Origin of the sequence: Streptomyces sp. NBC_00239, from assembly GCF_036194065.1 — a bacterium.
Classification (GTDB): Bacteria; Actinomycetota; Actinomycetes; order Streptomycetales; family Streptomycetaceae; genus Streptomyces.
The window spans coordinates 852897-868347 of record NZ_CP108095.1 but is presented as its reverse complement, the minus strand read 5'-3'; the positions used below and the strand labels follow the sequence as shown (position 1 = coordinate 868347).

Annotated in this window: 15 protein-coding genes and 1 pseudogene; 9 read left to right on the top strand and 7 right to left on the bottom strand. The window is 72.7% G+C overall.

Annotated elements, in window-relative coordinates; genetic code table 11:
- Positions 1-261 precede the first annotated feature (261 nt).
- From OG764_RS03935 to OG764_RS03915, 5 genes are all read left to right on the top strand, one after another.
- Positions 262-1257: a TauD/TfdA family dioxygenase gene (locus tag OG764_RS03935; RefSeq protein ID WP_328966964.1), complete on the top strand. Its 996-nt coding sequence runs from the start codon at positions 262-264 to the stop codon at positions 1255-1257.
- Positions 1258-1315: 58 nt separating this feature from the next.
- Positions 1316-2329 (top strand): ornithine cyclodeaminase family protein, encoded by a 1014-nt coding sequence (locus OG764_RS03930; RefSeq protein WP_328966963.1) that lies wholly within the window; start codon positions 1316-1318, stop codon positions 2327-2329.
- The gene (locus OG764_RS03925; protein ID WP_328966962.1) at positions 2320-3690 is read left to right on the top strand and encodes a Y4yA family PLP-dependent enzyme; all 1371 of its coding nucleotides are present in this window, start codon (positions 2320-2322) and stop codon (positions 3688-3690) included. The genes OG764_RS03930 and OG764_RS03925 overlap by 10 nt, the downstream gene beginning before the upstream one ends.
- Before the next feature lie 63 nt (positions 3691-3753).
- Entirely contained in the window at positions 3754-4782 is a 1029-nt protein-coding gene (locus OG764_RS03920; RefSeq protein WP_328966961.1) for a cysteine synthase family protein, read from the top strand.
- A gap of 4 nt (positions 4783-4786) precedes the next feature.
- Entirely contained in the window at positions 4787-6271 is a 1485-nt protein-coding gene (locus OG764_RS03915; protein ID WP_328966960.1) for an MATE family efflux transporter, read from the top strand.
- 88 nt (positions 6272-6359) lie between these two features.
- Here OG764_RS03915 and OG764_RS03910 read toward each other — a convergent pair whose 3' ends face one another.
- The 4 genes and pseudogenes from OG764_RS03910 to OG764_RS03895 form a co-directional block, all read right to left on the bottom strand.
- Positions 6360-7568, bottom strand: a complete 1209-nt coding sequence (locus tag OG764_RS03910) for a cytochrome P450 (protein ID WP_328966959.1) — start codon at positions 7566-7568, stop codon at positions 6360-6362.
- Positions 7565-8137, bottom strand: a complete 573-nt coding sequence (locus OG764_RS03905) for a cupin domain-containing protein (RefSeq protein ID WP_328966958.1) — start codon at positions 8135-8137, stop codon at positions 7565-7567. The genes OG764_RS03910 and OG764_RS03905 overlap by 4 nt, the downstream gene beginning before the upstream one ends.
- 20 nt (positions 8138-8157) lie before the next feature.
- Positions 8158-8301, bottom strand: a pseudogene (locus OG764_RS03900) (type III polyketide synthase); the annotation flags it as partial.
- 149 nt (positions 8302-8450) lie between these two features.
- The gene (locus OG764_RS03895; RefSeq protein ID WP_328966957.1) at positions 8451-8768 is read right to left on the bottom strand and encodes an ArsR/SmtB family transcription factor; all 318 of its coding nucleotides are present in this window, start codon (positions 8766-8768) and stop codon (positions 8451-8453) included.
- Positions 8769-8875: 107 nt separating this feature from the next.
- Between OG764_RS03895 and OG764_RS03890 the strand changes: the two genes are divergently transcribed.
- Positions 8876-9193, top strand: a complete 318-nt coding sequence (locus OG764_RS03890) for a putative quinol monooxygenase (RefSeq protein WP_328966956.1) — start codon at positions 8876-8878, stop codon at positions 9191-9193.
- A 151-nt stretch (positions 9194-9344) separates the two neighbouring features.
- Here OG764_RS03890 and OG764_RS03885 read toward each other — a convergent pair whose 3' ends face one another.
- Both OG764_RS03885 and OG764_RS03880 read right to left on the bottom strand, forming a co-directional pair.
- Positions 9345-11411, bottom strand: a complete 2067-nt coding sequence (locus OG764_RS03885; protein WP_328966955.1) for a phosphocholine-specific phospholipase C — start codon at positions 11409-11411, stop codon at positions 9345-9347.
- Positions 11412-11705: 294 nt separating this feature from the next.
- Complete coding sequence (locus OG764_RS03880) at positions 11706-12233, bottom strand: DoxX family membrane protein (RefSeq protein WP_328966954.1); 528 nt, start codon at positions 12231-12233, stop codon at positions 11706-11708.
- Between the two features lie 411 nt (positions 12234-12644).
- On the opposite strand from OG764_RS03880, the gene OG764_RS03875 reads away from it, so the two are divergent.
- From OG764_RS03875 to OG764_RS03865, 3 genes are read left to right on the top strand one after another with little or no spacing between them, the layout of a single operon-like run.
- On the top strand, positions 12645-13079 hold the full coding sequence (locus tag OG764_RS03875) for an LPXTG cell wall anchor domain-containing protein (RefSeq protein ID WP_328966953.1): 435 nt from the start codon (positions 12645-12647) through the stop codon (positions 13077-13079).
- Between the two features lie 22 nt (positions 13080-13101).
- Entirely contained in the window at positions 13102-13839 is a 738-nt protein-coding gene (locus OG764_RS03870; RefSeq protein ID WP_328966952.1) for an RNA polymerase sigma factor, read from the top strand.
- A complete protein-coding gene (locus OG764_RS03865) occupies positions 13836-14441 on the top strand; it encodes a hypothetical protein (protein ID WP_328966951.1) in 606 nt (201 codons plus the stop codon). The genes OG764_RS03870 and OG764_RS03865 overlap by 4 nt, the downstream gene beginning before the upstream one ends.
- 76 nt (positions 14442-14517) lie before the next feature.
- Here OG764_RS03865 and OG764_RS03860 read toward each other — a convergent pair whose 3' ends face one another.
- Positions 14518-15330, bottom strand: coding sequence for a DUF899 domain-containing protein (locus OG764_RS03860; RefSeq protein ID WP_328966950.1), 813 nt, complete (start codon positions 15328-15330; stop codon positions 14518-14520).
- Positions 15331-15451 lie beyond the last annotated feature (121 nt).

The following is a 15451-nucleotide window of genomic DNA, read 5'->3' as shown; positions in this document are numbered from 1 at the left end:
AATGACAACCATTTCCGCAAGTCCCGTGCAAGTGTGGGTCGTACGTCCGAATCTCGCCACGTCACGTCTTATTGCTAAGGTTTGCCTTACCTGATTTCGGTGTTACGGTTCGGGACGTTCGCCTGTCCCCGCATCCCCCGACGGGAACCTCAACAACCCGTCGAATCCTGCCGGTTACGAAACTCCCGGACGTCCGGCCGCCGGAGACCGTACCGCAGAAGCGGGATTCCCCTGCCATCCGACGAAACGGACCACTCCGCCATGAGCACGGCAGCCGCACCTGTCCGCAAGCTCGACCCCCACACCGTGGGTGAACTCCGCCTGGCCGCGGAGAAGATCCTCGCCGAGTTCGGCACGTCCGCCACAAGCCCCCAGCTCCTGGCCCGCGTTGCCGAAACCGCCGCCGGCCTGAGCGACGAACTGCGCGCGCACTGCCGGCCGGTCGACACCGAGGACGGCCTGTACATCCTGCGCGGCATCGAAGTGGACGACGCCGCCATCGGGACCACGCCCTCCAGCTGGGCCACGGCCGGCGACAGCGGAGCGGTCCACGACATCGCCCTGCTCCTGCTCTCCACCGTGATGGGCAACCCCATCGCCTGGGAAGGCCAGCAGGACGGGCGTTTCGTACACAACATCGTCCCCTCGCCCGGCCACGAGACCGCACAGACCGGCGCCAGCAGCACGGTGCTTCTCAGCCCGCACACCGAGGACGCCTTCCACCCGGGCCGCGCCCACCTGTTGATCCTCGGCTGCATGCGCAACCACGACGACATCGCCACCACGGCGGCCAGCATCCGCAAGACCCGCCTCGCCGACGAGGACATCGACCTCCTCGTCCGGCCGGTCCTGCCGATCCTCCCCGACGACGCCTACGAAGAGGCCCAGGGCTTCGCCGAACAGGCCCCGCCCGCGGTTCCGGCGCTCTTCGCGACCGAAGACGGCATGACCCTGCGCTACGACCCCGCGTACACCCCCGTCGACCAGGCCGACGACGCCTACCGGGCCGCCTACGGTCGACTTTCGGCCGAACTGGCCCGCGTCTCCGTCGCCGTCAGCCTCACCCCGGGTGACGTCCTCGTCGTCGACAACGACCTCGTGGTCCACGGCCGCGTCCCCTTCCAAGCCCGCTACGACGGCACCGACCGCTGGCTCAAGCGCGCCTCCGTGCGCGTCCCGGGCCGCCGTACCCGCCCCGAGGCCGAAGCCGGCGAACACGGCTACGGCCAGGGCGCCCTCGAAGCGCACGCCAACTGACCGGCCTCGACGGCACGCGAACCGACCACCGCCGCTCCCGCACCGGAGGAACACCACCATGACCGAGACCGCGTCCGCCCACATATCCGGCGACGACAAGCACCTGCGCATCCTGTCCACCAGCGACCTCGCCGGGATCGACATCTCCCTGGCCGACGTGGTGGCCACGGTGGAGGGCGCCTACCGCACCCTCCAGGCCGGCCAGTCCGACAACCCCCGGAAACTGACCGTCAAGCCGCAGGACGGACACTCGGTCTCCTACGCGATGCTCGGCCGCGACGGCTCCCGCGAAGTCGTCGCCATCAAGACCTCCTACAAGCACGGCCTCGACAAGGGCCGCGAGGAGCAGCACTACTACACCGCTCTGACGATCTACGACGACGTCACCGGCCTGCCGGTCGCGATGATGGACTGCTCCCGCATCGGCTCCCTGCGCACCCCGGCCGTCTCCGCCCTGCTCGCCCGGGAACTGGCCGCCCCCGGAGCCCGAACGGCGCTCGTCATCGGCACCGGAACCCAGGGCCGGCTCGCGCTGCCGTTCCTCCTCACCACCCTCCCGGACCTCGACCGCCTCCTGCTGTCCGGCACCCACCCGGAGGGCATCGCCGCGGTCCGCGAGCAACTGCGCACCCACTTCCCCGACCGGGACGTGGAGATCGTCACCGACCTGCGGGCCGCCGCCGCGGACGCCGACGTCATCGTCGCCACCGCCGGCGGGCACACCGAGGCCGCCGTGGAAGCCTCCTGGCTGAAGCCCGGCGCGCTGTCGATCCTCGTCGGCCACGGCCTCGCGCCGTCCACCCTCCACGAGGCGGACCGGGTCATCGCCACGAGCGAGGCCCAAATGAACGTCACCGGCACCGACATGGCGGACGCCGAGGGCAAACTCCCCTCCGTCGACGCCGAGTTCCCGCCCGTCATCGCAGGTGCCGCCGCCGGCCGCACCGGCGCCGAGGAGCGGATCTTCGCATACAACAGCGGCCTCGTCGTCACCGACATCGCCCTCGGCCACCGCTTCGCCCAACTCGCCCTCGCGCAGGGCCTGGGCACCGAGGTCGCGCTGTGGCAGTGAACGGTCCCACCCTGCCCACCCTGCCGGTGCTGGCCGACCCCGCCGCCGAGCGGGTCCTGTCCAGTGGCCTGCTCCCCGAACTGGCCTACGCCTTCGGCGGCCCGTTCCACTTCCTGCTGCCCGACGCCTTCGACACCAACCTGAGGGCGATGCAGGACGCGGTGGCCACCGCCGGGGTCGACGGCTTCGTGTACTTCGCGAAGAAGGCCAACAAGGCCGCCGTCTTCGTCGAACGCGCGGCCGCCGGCGGCGCCGGTGTGGACGTGGCCTCCGTCGCCGAACTGCGCGAGGCCCTCGGCCACGGCGTGCGCGGCGAACACCTCGTCGTCACCGGCCCCGCCAAGGACCCGGCGCTGCTGCACCTGGCCGTCCTGCACGGCGCCCTGATCGCGGTCGACGCCCTCGACGAGCTCGACGCCGTCGTCACCACCGCCTCGACCGGCCGCGTCCGCCCCGCCCGCATCCTGCTGCGCGTCCTGCCCGCGGCCCAGCCCCACAGCCGCTTCGGACTCACCGGCGCCGAGCTGACCACGGCCCTGGACCGGTGCGTGGAGGCCGGGGACGCCGTACGCATGGAAGGGTTCTCCTTCCACCTGTCCGGCTACGCCCTCCAGCCGCGCGCCGACCTCGCCGCCCACCTGGTCGAACTGTGCCTCAAGGCCCGCGTCCAGGGCCTCGAAGCGAGCCGCATCAGCATCGGCGGGGGCCTGCCCGTCAGCTACAGCGACGCCGACAGCTGGCGCGCCTTCCTCGCCGAACAGCACAGCGGCCACTACCACGCGGGCAAGAAGTTCCACCCCGGCGACTTCTACCCCTACCACTCCCCGGTGGCCGGAGCCGAAGCCCTCGCCGCGCTCCTCGCCACCCGGCCCGCGAGCCGCGAACACCCCGTCGCGGACCTCCTCAAGGACGCCGGCGTCACCCTCCTCCTGGAGCCCGGCCGGGCCCTGCTCGACCAGGCCGGCGCCACGGTCTTCCGCATCCAGGGCGTCAAGGACCGCGACGGCTACCGGATCCTCACCGTCGACGGCACGAGCCTGAGCCTGTCCGAGCAGTGGTTCAACAGCGAGTACCTGCCCGACCCCGTCCTCCTTCCCCAGGACCCGGACCGCGCGGCGGGCACCTTCCCGGCGAGCGTCGGTGCGGCCACCTGCCTCGAGTCGGACATGCTCACCTGGCGCAAGGTCCCCCTGCGCCACCAACCCCGTACCGGAGACCTGCTGGTCTACCCGAACACGGCCGGCTACCAGATGGACTCCAACGAATCCCCCTTCCACGACCTGGCCCTGCCGCCCAAGGTCGTCATCGACCGGACCGACCGGCCGCGCCCCCGCTGGCGCCTGGACCGCCACTTCACCTGACGCCCGGCGCGCCCCTCACCGGCCTGCCGCCTCCCACGACCCTTCTGCCTTCTGGAGTTACCGATGCCCGGAGCCCTTCAGCGCCCCGCCGTGGTCTCCCGCGTATCCGATCTCATCGGCTACACCCCCCTGCTCGAACTCGCCGCCACCGAAACCGGCAGCCGCCTCCTGCTCAAGCTGGAGATGTTCAACCCCACCGGTACGGCGAAGATCCGCATGGCCCGCGCCATGATCGACGCCGCCGAGACCGCCGGCGAACTGCGCGAAGGCGGCCGGATCATCGAGTCGACCTCGGGCAACACAGGCCTCGGTCTCGCCGTCATCGCCGCCGAACGCGGCTACACCTTCACCGCCGTCGTCGACAACCACGCCTGCACCGACAAACTCCGCGGCATGAAGGCCCTCGGCACCGAACTCGTCTACGTAGTCGACGACGGCACCGAGGAGCTCGCCACCGCCGCCCGCGAGGAACTCGCCGAGGACATGGCGCGCGGCCAGGACAACACCGTCTTCACCGAGCAGCACAACAACCCCGCCAACGGAGTCGGCTACTTCCCCGTCGCCCACGAACTCCACGAGGCCCTCGAAGGGAAGATCGACGTCCTCATCGGCGCCGTCGGCACCGGCGGCGCGCTCTGCGGCACCAGCCGGGAGCTGACCAAGCTGATGTCCGGCTTCACCGTCATCGGCGTCGAGCCCAAGGGCTCCATCGCCTTCGGCGGCCCCGCCCACGACTACTACCAGTCCGGCACCGGCACCCCCGAAGGCGCCGAGATCGGCGCGCTCGTCGACTTCGACCTCATCGACGAAGGCGTCAAGGTCGGCGACGTCGAAGCGTTCGCCACCTGCCGCGCCGTCGCCCGTACGGGCCTCCTCATCGGCGGGTCCGCCGGCGGTGTCGTCTACGAGGCGCTGACCCGCCTGGCCTCCCTGCCCCCCGGTACGACTATGGTCGCCCTCATCAACGACGGCGGCGAAAAGTACATGGACACCGTCTTCAACGACGACTGGATGCAGGCCCGCGATCTCCTCAACGCCGAGGCCGAACGCGAAATCGACGAGTTGCTCACCAAACTCCGCGGGAACCGATAAACCCATGCTGACCACCCTCCTCCGCGACAGCCGCGCCCTCGGCGTGCTCGCCGTGCCGCTGATCCTCACCCAGCTCGCCCAAGTGGCCCTGACCACCACCGACACGGTGATGATGGGCCTCCTCGGCACCACCGAGCTGGCCGCCGGCGGCCTGGCCATCGTCATCTTCAACCAGCTGCGCACCATGGGCGTCGGCCTGGTCACCTCCGTCGGCAACCAGATCGCCGCCGCGGCCGCCCGAGCGGAACTGGCCGACGGAGCCGGCGGCAACGGCGCGGACCACGACGGAGCGGGCGCGGACGGGGGGAACGGGGACGGAACACGCGCCGGCCGAATACGCGGCGGCGCGTCCGCAGCAGGGCGGCAGGCCCACGACGAGGTCCGGGGCATCGTCCGCGCCAGCCTGGCGGTGGCCACCCTCGCCGGCATCGCCGGAGCCGTCCTGATGGTCCTCATCGGCCAGGCCCTGGCCTGGCTCGGCCAGGACGCCGACGTCGTCGACCTCACCCGGACCATGCTCTACGCGCTCGCCCCCGGCCTGCTGCCCTGCCTCTGGTTCCAGGCGATCCGTCAGTTCACCGTCGGCATGCGCCGCCCCCAGGCACTCCTCCAGATCACGATCGCCTCCGTCGCGATCAACGCGGGCCTCAACTGGGTCCTCATCCACGGCACCTTCGGCCTGCCCCGCCTCGGACTCACCGGCGTCGGCATCGCCACCTCCAGCGTCTACCTGCTCTCCTTCCTCGCCCTGTACGCGTCCGCGCGGAAGGACAAGGAGCTGGCCCCGCTCCTCAGCCTGGACATCACCAAGGCCGACCCGGCCACCGTCAAGCGCCTCGTCGGCCTCGGCATCCCGATCGCCGCCACCTACGGATCCGAGGCCGGCTTCTTCTCCCTCACCGCCCTCATGGCGGGTTCCTTCGGCCCCGACGCGCTCGCCGCCCACACCGCCGTCAACCAGCTCGTCTACATCGTCTTCCAGGTCGCCGTCGGCCTCTCCCACGCCGCGTCGATCAACGTCAGCCGCGAGCTCGCTCTCGGCAAGTACGAAGACGCCCGCCGCCTCAAGAACACCGCCCTGACCTGCGCCGCCGCCGTCATGGCCGTCGTCGGACTGCTCTACCTCACCCTCCCCAAGCTGGTCCTCGCGCCGTTCCTCGACTCCGGATCAGACCAGGCCCTCACCATCGCCACCCAGCTCCTGATCGTCACCGCCTTCCTCCAGTTCTTCGACTGTGCACAGAACATCGGCGTCGGACTCCTGCGCGGCCTCGACGACACCAAGAGCGGATTCCGCATCACCCTCATCGGCTACTGGGCCGTCGGCCTGCCCGCGTCCTGGCTGCTCGCCTACGCGCTCGGCCTCGACACCCTCGGCATCTGGCTCGGCCTCCTCACCGGCCTCGCCACCACCGCCGTCCTCCTCCTGCGCCGCTACACCCGGGCGCTCTCCGCCCGCGCGGCGCAGCCGGCGGCAGCGGCCGCCTGAACCCGCCCGCAGCCGGCCTCCGGAGCGTCGCCCACCGCGGCTCTCCGGAGCCCGCCCCGGCCGCCCCCCTCCCATTGGCCTCCCGGTCTCACCAGGTGACGGGGAGGGCCACGGGGCCCCGGATGAGTACGTCCTTCTGCCAGGCCACTTCGCCGGGATCGACGGCCAGGCGCAGGCCCGGGAGGCGGGAGACGAGGGTGCCGAGGAGCAGTTCGGCCTCCATGCGGGCCAGCATGGGCGCCAGGCAGTGGTGGGGGCCGTAGCCGAAGGCGAGATGGGGCGGGCCCGCTCGGTCGATGTCGATCCGGTGCGGCTCGGGGTAGTGCCGCTCATCCCAGTTGGCTGCCACGTAGGACACGTACACGGCCTCGCCGCGGCGGATCACGCTGCCTCCCACCTCGACGTCCTCGGTGGCGACGCGGGCCTGACCCACGCCGTGCTTGTGGGGGATCCAACGCAGCAGTTCCTCCACGGCCGCCGGGACGGAGTCCGGGTCGGACCGCAGCCGGTGCATCAGGGTGTCGTCGGTGAGCAGGAGGTAGACCATGTTGGAGGTGTGGTTGCGCACCGCGTGCCAGCCGTTGATCCCCATCAGCGTGGCCAGGGCGAGGAGTTCCTCCTCCTCGATCCTGCCGTTGTGGACCGCGGCTCCCAGGTCGCTGACGAGGTCGCGCCGCGGCCGGTCCCGGCGTTCGCGGGCCAGTTCGCGGAAGAAGGCGCGGACTTCGTCCTTGGCCCGCCGCGCCCGCTCGACCCCCGCCTCGTCCTTCGCCCGGGTCAGGATGCTGTCCGCCCACCCGGACAGGAGCGGCCGGTCGGCGTCCGGGATCCCCAGCAGGTCCCCGATGACGTGCAGGGGGAAGGGGGAGGTGACGTGCCGGACGAGGTCGGCGGGCGACCCGGCCGCCGTCATCGCGTCGATGCGCTCGTCCAGTACGGCCTGGGCGCGCGGGCGCAGGGCCGCCGTGCCGAAACGGTTGAACGCCGCGGAGACCACGGAGCGGACGCGGGTGTGGTCGGGCGGGTCGACGAAGCTGACCGCGCGGTCCAGCGGAACGAGGTACCTGTTCATGCTGGGCAGCGGGCGGCCGACGATGTCACGGCTGAACCGGGGATCGGAGGTGACGAACCGGACGATGTCGTGCCGGGCCGCCAGCCAGCACTCGCCGGGGGTGCCGTGCGCCAGCCGGATCCGTACGACCGGCCCGGCCCGCAACGCCTCGCGCAGGAACGGGTCGAAATCCAGCGCGGCCAGGTCCGACACCTCGTACAGGGGCGCGCCCCCGTCCCCCGTCACCGGCCCTCCGCCGGCCGGTCGTGGCGCAGCGGGGTGAGCTGCTCGATGTCGTAGCGGCGGCGCAGTGCGGCGATGGCCTCGTGGTCGGCGGGCCCGTCGGCGGGGGCGGCGGACAGGATCTCCAGCAGCTCCTCGAAGTACCGCTCGTGGTCCGGGGGAGGGGACGACTGGAAGAACATCCGAGCCGGGACGTCGGTGGGGTTGGCGAAGGCGTGCGGGCAGCCGGGCGGGACCAGGATGACCGTGCCGGGCGTGGCGCGGACCACGCGCTCCCCCTTCGGTGACCGCCAGCCCCGCCAGCCGTCCGGGGTGCGGACGCGCGGCTCGAAGGCGAGCACGTCGAGTTCGCCGTCGAGGACGTAGAACAGCTCCTCGCTGCGCGCGTGGACGTGCGCGCCGACGTCGAAGCCCGGGGGCACGAGCACCTCGAAGCTCGACGCGGTACGGGACTGCACGCCGGTCACCTTGAACGTCACCTGCTGGGCGGCGGTGCGCAGCGTACGGCCTCCACCCGGCGGCACGACCAGGCCGCTGTCCGGCGCCACCGAGGTCAGGGGACATGCGGTCATCGGGTCTCCTTCCACTGCCGTCACGGCGTACGGCTCCAGCGGCCCGGCGTCATCTCGGCCGTGATGCCCGGGCCGAATCCGGCCGGAAGGCCGCGCGCCCGCTCGGCGGCGCCGCCCTCGTCGAACAGGCGGCGCAGCGCGTCCAGTACGACGGCGCTCGCCATGCAGTCCTACCCCACCGGCACGCGCGTGCCTCCGCTGACCTCGACGCGTCCATAACGATCACTGTCGGTCGAGGTCACCCGTGAGGGCGCGGGCGTCCGCATGTGCGGCTCGGGGAGCCGGCGTGGCGGGGGTCGGCCCGTGCGGGAGGTCACTCGTCGGGTTCGGCCGCGAGGATGGCGAGCAGGCCGGGGAAGCGGCGCTCGATGTCGGCGCGGCGCAGGCCGGCCATCCGGCTGTTGCCCCGGTCGACCTGCCGGATCAGACCGGCTTCGCGCAGGGCGCGGAAGTGGTGCGTGACGGTCGCCTTGGAGACGGGCAGCCCGAAGGAGCTGCACGTCCGCGCCGTGCCGTCGGGTGCGGCGGCCAGTTCGCGCACCACGCGGCGGCGCAGGGGATCGGCGAGTGCGGAGAGGACCGGGCCGAGCTCGATCTCCTCGACGTCCGGGTGTCCTTCTTCGTCGGGCACGGGAACAACCTCTCCCAGGTCTCGTGAGGTACGGATTGCATCGTACCTTCCCGTTCGATAGCGTCCGGTAGGTACGAGATTGATGGTACCTACCAGGGGGAACCCGCATGACCCAGCCGTTCACGCTCGTCGGCACCGCCCGCCCCGTTCCCGAACGCGCCGAGGAACTCAAGGAGTTGCTGCTCTCGTTCGTCGAGCCGACCCGGCAGGAGCCCGGCTGCCTCGCGTACCACTTCCACGAGGATCGCGACGACCCCGGCGTCTTCGTGTTCTACGAGGCCTGGCGCTCCGAGGCCGATCTCGACGCCCACCTCGCCCTCCCGCACATGCGGGCCTTCTGGGAGCGGCGCATGGACTACCTGGAAACCGACCTCGACATCCGCTTCCTCACCATGCACAGCCCGTACCCCTCGGCCGTCGAGTAGCGCGGGGGACCGGCAGGGGGGCGCCCTCAAGGCCCCGCGCCCACGACCGACGCCGGCCCGGTGCGGGCCGGCGTCGGCGTCGGGTCACGTGGCAAGCCCCGGGACCCGAGCTGATCACGTGATCAACGGGTCACCTTGCGGAAGGGGCGGGTCAGGAGGACTGCTCCGTCAGGATCGCCGGGTCCGAGAAGCCGGCCGCGCCCGTCTCGACCTTGCCCGCGAAGCGCCGCTCGAAGTCCGGCGTCGCGGACGCGGTCACCGTCACGTCGTACCAGCGCCGCGTGTTCCGCAGCGGGACGCTGTACGTGACGGTCGCGCCCTTCGCGACCGTGAGGCGCTTGGGTCCGCCGCCGTACGCGTTGGTGACCGTGAGGGTCGCGGTCGACGCGCCGGCGTTGGTGAGCGTGAGGTCGAGGTTGCCGGTGGCCGCGTTGTGGCGGGCGGTGACCTCGGGGCCGGCGGTGGTGCCGGGGTTGCGGAAGCCGCGCAGGAAGCCGTTGGGGCCGTGCACGGTCAGGTCCGTGACCCCGGCCGAGTAGCGGGTGTTCCAGGTGTCCGCGATCGACTTGCCGGCCTCGGTGGTGTACGTCCACGGGGCGTCGGTGCGGTTGCCGGAGGTCACGTAGAACTGCGCGCCCAGGTCCGGGCCGCCGCTGAACGTCAGCCGGAACTTGCCCTCCGCGACGAGCGCCGCGCCGTCCACGTACGGGGCGTACTTCAGCGCACGGGTGGGGCGCAGGCCCTTCTCCTGGCGCGGCATGGAGCCTACGGCCGGGGCGGGAGCCACGAAGTCGGGGTGGCGCTCACGGTCCTGCGGCTCCCACGCGCCGGTGTCGGGCAGCTCGACCGCGCCCGTGTCCTTGCGCGCGAAGTCGAAGGCGGAGGTCAGGTCACCGCAGACGGCGCGGCGCCAGGGCGAGATGTTGGGCTCCGTCACGCCGAAGCGCTGCTCCATGAAGCGGATGACGGAGGTGTGGTCGAGGGTCTCCGAGCACGAGTAGCCACCGGTGCTCCACGGGGAGACGACGAGCATCGGCACGCGCGGGCCCAGACCGTACGGGCCGGCGACGTAACCGGGCTTGCCGGGGAAGACGTCCAGCGCGGTGGGCGTGGTCGACAGGCCCTCGTTGGCGTTGGCGGGGGCGTACGGCGGGACGACGTGGTCGAAGAAGCCGTCGTTCTCGTCGTACGTGATGAACAGCGCGGTACGGGCCCACACGTCCGGGTTGGAGGTGAGGGCGTCCAGGACCTGCGAGATGTACCAGGCGCCGTAGTTCGAGGGCCAGTTGGAGTGCTCGCTGAACGCCTCGGGGGACGCGATCCAGGAGACCTGGGGGAGGGTGCCCGCGGTGACGTCGGCGCGCAGCCGGTCGAAGTAGCCTTCGCCCGCCTTGGCGTCGGTGCCGGTGCGGGCCTTGTCGTAGAGCGGGTTGCCGGGCTGGGCGTTGCGGTACTTGTTGAAGTACAGCAGGGAGTTGTCGCCGTAGTTGCCGCGGTAGGCGTCGTTGATCCAGCCCCACGAGCCGGCCGCGTCGAGGCCGTCGCCTATGTCCTGGTAGACCTTCCAGGAGATGCCCGCCGCTTCAAGGCGCTCGGGATAGGTGGTCCAGTCGTAGCCGGCCTCGGCGTTGTTGAGGACCGGGCCGCCGCCCTTGCCGTCGTTGCCGGTGTGGCCCGACCAGAGGTAGTACCGGTTGGGGTCGGTGGAGCCGATGAACGAGCAGTGGTACGCGTCGCAGATGGTGAACGCGTCGGCGAGCGCGTAGTGGAACGGGATGTCGTCGCGCGTCAGGTACGCCATCGTGGTGGGCGTCTTGGCCGGCACCCAGTTGTCGTACTTGCCCTTGTTGAACGCGCTCTGGCCGCCCGCCCAGTCGTGGTTGAGGCCCTGGAGGAACTCCATGCCGAGGTCCTCGGACGGCGGCCGGAAGGGCAGCGTCTCCTTGACGCCGTCGGACTGGTGGAAGACGGACTTGCCGCTGGGCAGCGTCACCGGGCGGGGGTCGCCGAAGCCGCGGACGCCGCGCAGGGCGCCGAAGTAGTGGTCGAAGGACCGGTTCTCCTGCATGAGCACCACGATGTGCTCGACGTCGGCGATGGTGCCGGTGGTCCCCTGGGCGGGGATGGAGGCGGCGCGCGCGATGCTCTCGTTGAGCATGGTCAGCGCGGCGGCGCCGCCGGTGAGCTGCAGGAAGCGGCGGCGATTGAGTTCTGCCATGGTGAAGACGACCTCTGCGGGTTGAGGGGTGTTGTGCGTACCCAGGACAGCGGGCTCGGGGTACCGAAGGGGGAGCCTGGTGTGACGGCAGGGGATACACCAGGCGAACGGCAGCCGGATTCCGTCGGAGTTCGGCCAACTCCGCCGCCGGTGACCGCCGCTCGCCCCTCGTCCTCTCCCGCTGCTCGCCCCTCGTCTTCGCCTGCTCCTCGTCCCCCGTCCCTCGTCTTCGCCCTCGCTCTGGTCGCCCCCTTGGCCTTCTCCTCGGCCTTCGTCTTCGCTTTCGCTTTCGGGTCAGGCGTCCTGCGGGTCGTCCTCCTGCTGGTCCTGTGCGCGCTTGGTCACCACCGCGGCGGCCGCGGCGGCGCTCACGGCGAACGCCGACGCGAGCATCCACCGCTGGTCGAAGGTGTGGCCGGTGGCGTGGTCGAGGGAGTAGCGGCCGGCGCCGGCCAGGCCGATCGCGGCTGCGGTGAACCCGAGGAAGGCCGGGTACTCGAATCCGCCGCTCTGGGCGAAGAACCCGGCGGGGGCGTGGACGGCCACCGCGCCCGCCATGGCCCCCGCGGCCGCGGCGCCGGCGGCGGGGGTGGCGAGGCCCAGTACGAGCAGCGCCCCGCCCCCGGTCTCCCCGAGCCCCGCGGCGAGGGCGCTGCGCCGGCCGGGCGTGAAGCCCATCTGCTCCATCGCGGCCGCCGTCTTGTCCAGGCCGCCACCGCCGAACCACCCGAACAGCTTCTGCGTACCGTGCGCCATGAGCACCGCCCCGGTACCGGCCCGAAGGGCGAGCAGAGCGAGGTCGCGTCGATTGATGCAGCTCATGGTGGTCTCCCGGGATGCGGCAGGGCGTGGGCAGGGTGTGCCGGTCGCATCCGTATCCCGCCGGGCCGCCGGCGACCCCGTACCGGCCCCCACCTCCCCCGAACGGGCGCCATCGAGTGGCGGAGCGGGTGCCCGTGTGCCGCCCGGGGCGTCACCGGGAATCGGCTGGAACTCCGACGGCGGGCAGCCGAAGCGGACGGCGCCGGCGCCCGGCGGTCCGCCCGCGGTCACCGCCCCCGCCGCGCCACCGTCCTGCGTGAAGATCGAACAGCCTGCCGCGGGAGGGGACGGCCAGGCGGCCGGCCGCGTGCCGAAAAAAGTCCGCGGCGCGCGGCAACCTCCCGGCGGGTCGCACGTCGTGGGGGGTGAGGGGCACGGTTCCGTGCCCCTCACCCGACCCTGGAGAACCACGTGAAGAACCTCAGGCACGTTTACGGTGCGGCTCTCGCGGCCGGAGTGCTCGCCTCCCTCGCCGCAGCCCCGGCCACGGCCGCCTCCGCCGCTCCGGCGCCCGCCGTCGTGTCGGCGACCCCGGCTCCCGCGCCGGCCGCCAGCGTCCGGCCGAGCGCCGAGCCGACCGGCCCGTCCGAACCGGCCCCCGCGGTGCAGCCCTCCACCGCACCGTCGGCGGCGCCGTCCGCCGCTCCCGGCGTGGAGACCCCGGGCGACGCGACCCCGGAGAGCTCCGCCGCCCCCGCGCCCGCCCCCGCCGACGGCTCCGCGCCGGAGCTCGCGCATACTGGCTCGACCGCGACCACCGCCGCCCTCGGCGCCGGGGCCGCCGCGCTGATCGCCGCCGGCGCCGGATCCCTGTACGCCGTACGGCGGCGCGGCGCGCACCGCTGACGTGCTCCGCTCTAGGAATCCTGTGCTCCACCTCGCCCTACCGCACTTCGCGCCGCCGAGCGCGCCCGCACCGCACGGCCTCCGCCGTGCGGTGCGGGTCCTGCTGCCCGGGCTGCTGCGCCGCGAACGCCTCGTCGCCCCGCGGAACCCGGATACGGCCGTACCCGGGCAGCCGTACGCCGACGGCGGGGCCGGCCGTTTCTCGGACGGCCCTGCCACGGACGGCCGTTTCCCGGACGAGCGGCCCCCGGTGGAATGGCCCCCGGCCGACCGGCCCCCGACCGTCAGCGAGCTCTACCACGCGCACCGGCTGCGCATGGTGCGTCTGGCCGTGCTGCTGGTCGACGACCTGGCCACCGCCGAGGACGTCGTCCAGGACGCCTTCACCGCTCTCTACCGGCGCCACGGCGAGCACCCCCGCGAGGTCGACAACGCCCTGGCCTACCTGCGCATGGCCGTGGTCAACACGTCCCGTTCCGTGCTGCGGCGCCGCCGTACGGCTCGCGCCTGGATCCCGCCGGCCCCGGTGGACGTGCCCTCCGCCGCCGATCACGTCGTCCTCGACGAGGCCCACCGCGAGGTGCTCGCCGCCCTCGCACGGCTGACACCGCGCCGCCGCCAGGTGCTGGTCCTCCGGTACTGGGCCGACCTGAGCGAGGCCGAGATCGCCACGACCCTCGGCATCAGCCGGGGCGCGGTGAAATCCAACGCGAGCCGCGCCCTGGACGCGCTGGAAAAGCTTCTGGAGGGCCGGGTATGACCCACGATCACGACCACGACCACGACGACGTGCGCGGATACGGGTCCGGCCACGGCTCCGGCTACGGGCATGGGTCCGGGCCGGGTGCCGTTCCGCCGCGGCCCGTGGAGCGGCGGTTGCGCGAGGCGTTCGAGGCACGCGCCGAGGGCGTCACCGTCCGGGACCTGCGCCCCGCGGACCCGCCCGGCCCGCACCTCAGGCGGCTGCCCCTGGAGCGGCTGCGCCGGATGGGCCTTCCGCTGGCCGGACTGGCCACCGCCGCCGCCCTCGCGGCCGGCTACCTCGCGCTGGCCCCGCAGTCTCCGGCGCCCCGGCCGGTGCCTCCGGCCGCCCCGCCGGAGATCACCACCCCCGCCCCGGACCCGGGCCGGCCCCGGCAGGGGCTCTCGCCCACGCCGGAGCCGGAGCGGTCCGCGTCGGTGCGCCCGGGACCGTCCGCGGTTCCGCCCGGGTCCGTGCGCACGGGCCCGGGCGCGGTCGAGCGCCCCGGGCCGGGGCCGGGGCCGTCGTCAGGACCGTCCGGCTCACCGCGGCCGGGAGTCTCCTCGGAACCCCCGCCGTCCGCACCACCGTCATCGGCCCAGCCGACCCCGCGCTCCTGAGGGGCCCGCGCGGGCACCCCGCCCTTCGGGCCGGACCGGCGGGGCGCCCGTGCCCCGTCTCCGTACCGAAGGCGTGTCAGTGGTGGCCGGTCCGGCCCAGGGTCTCCTCGGGGGTCGCGCCGGGGCGGGTCCACTGCGGCACGGGCCGGCTGGTGGGGCCCCAGGTGGCGACGCCGTCGGCGTCCGTGCGCCAGTACCAGCACGCCTGGCGGCCCTCGGCGGGGTAGCCGTCCCGGACGTCGCCGATCACGGGCCAGCCCTCGGGGTTGTCCTCCCATCCCTCGCCGCGGCCGTAGGGCGTCATGTCGAGCAGGCCGAAGGTCCCGTTGGCCGACTCGTTGCCGCGGCCCGTCGTGGCGTAGGTGAGGAACACGCGGTCGCCGTCGCGCAGGAAGCACGTGATGTGGCCCATCTCCCCGCCGACCGGCGCCGCCACGTCCCTCACCGAGTACCAGGGCTGGGTGTACCCCATGAACGAGACGAAGTCGGCCACCTCGTCCCACCGGCCGGTGGTCACGACGGCGAACGAGACGCCCCGGGCATGGAGGTACACGGCGTCCCGCACGTGCCAGGCCACGGTGGTGCAGCCCTCGCACTGGCCCTGGTGCGGTGCCCCGTCGTGCCACATGTGCTTGTAGACGACGAGTTCGTCGCGGCCCTGGAACAGGTCGAGGAACGGGACCGGCCCGTCCGGCCCGGTGACTTCCGTCTTGCCGTCGAACTCGACCATCGGCAGCCGCCGCCGGGCCGCGGCGATCGCGTCGCCCTCACGGGTGTGCGCCTTCTCGCGGACCAGCAGTTCCGCGCGCGCCGCCTGCCAGGTGGCCAGGTCGACGACGGGCGGTTTGCCGGGGAGATCGCTGCTCGGCCCGGCGGGGGTGGTCGTCATGGGGTCCTCCCGTGGAATGTCGTGCTGGGCAGCGTCGCACGATGTCCCACGACGCTCACCGCAGATGAGCAACCCGGCCGGAAATCATCGCCGCGGGGGCCGCGGGAGAGGCCGCGCGCGG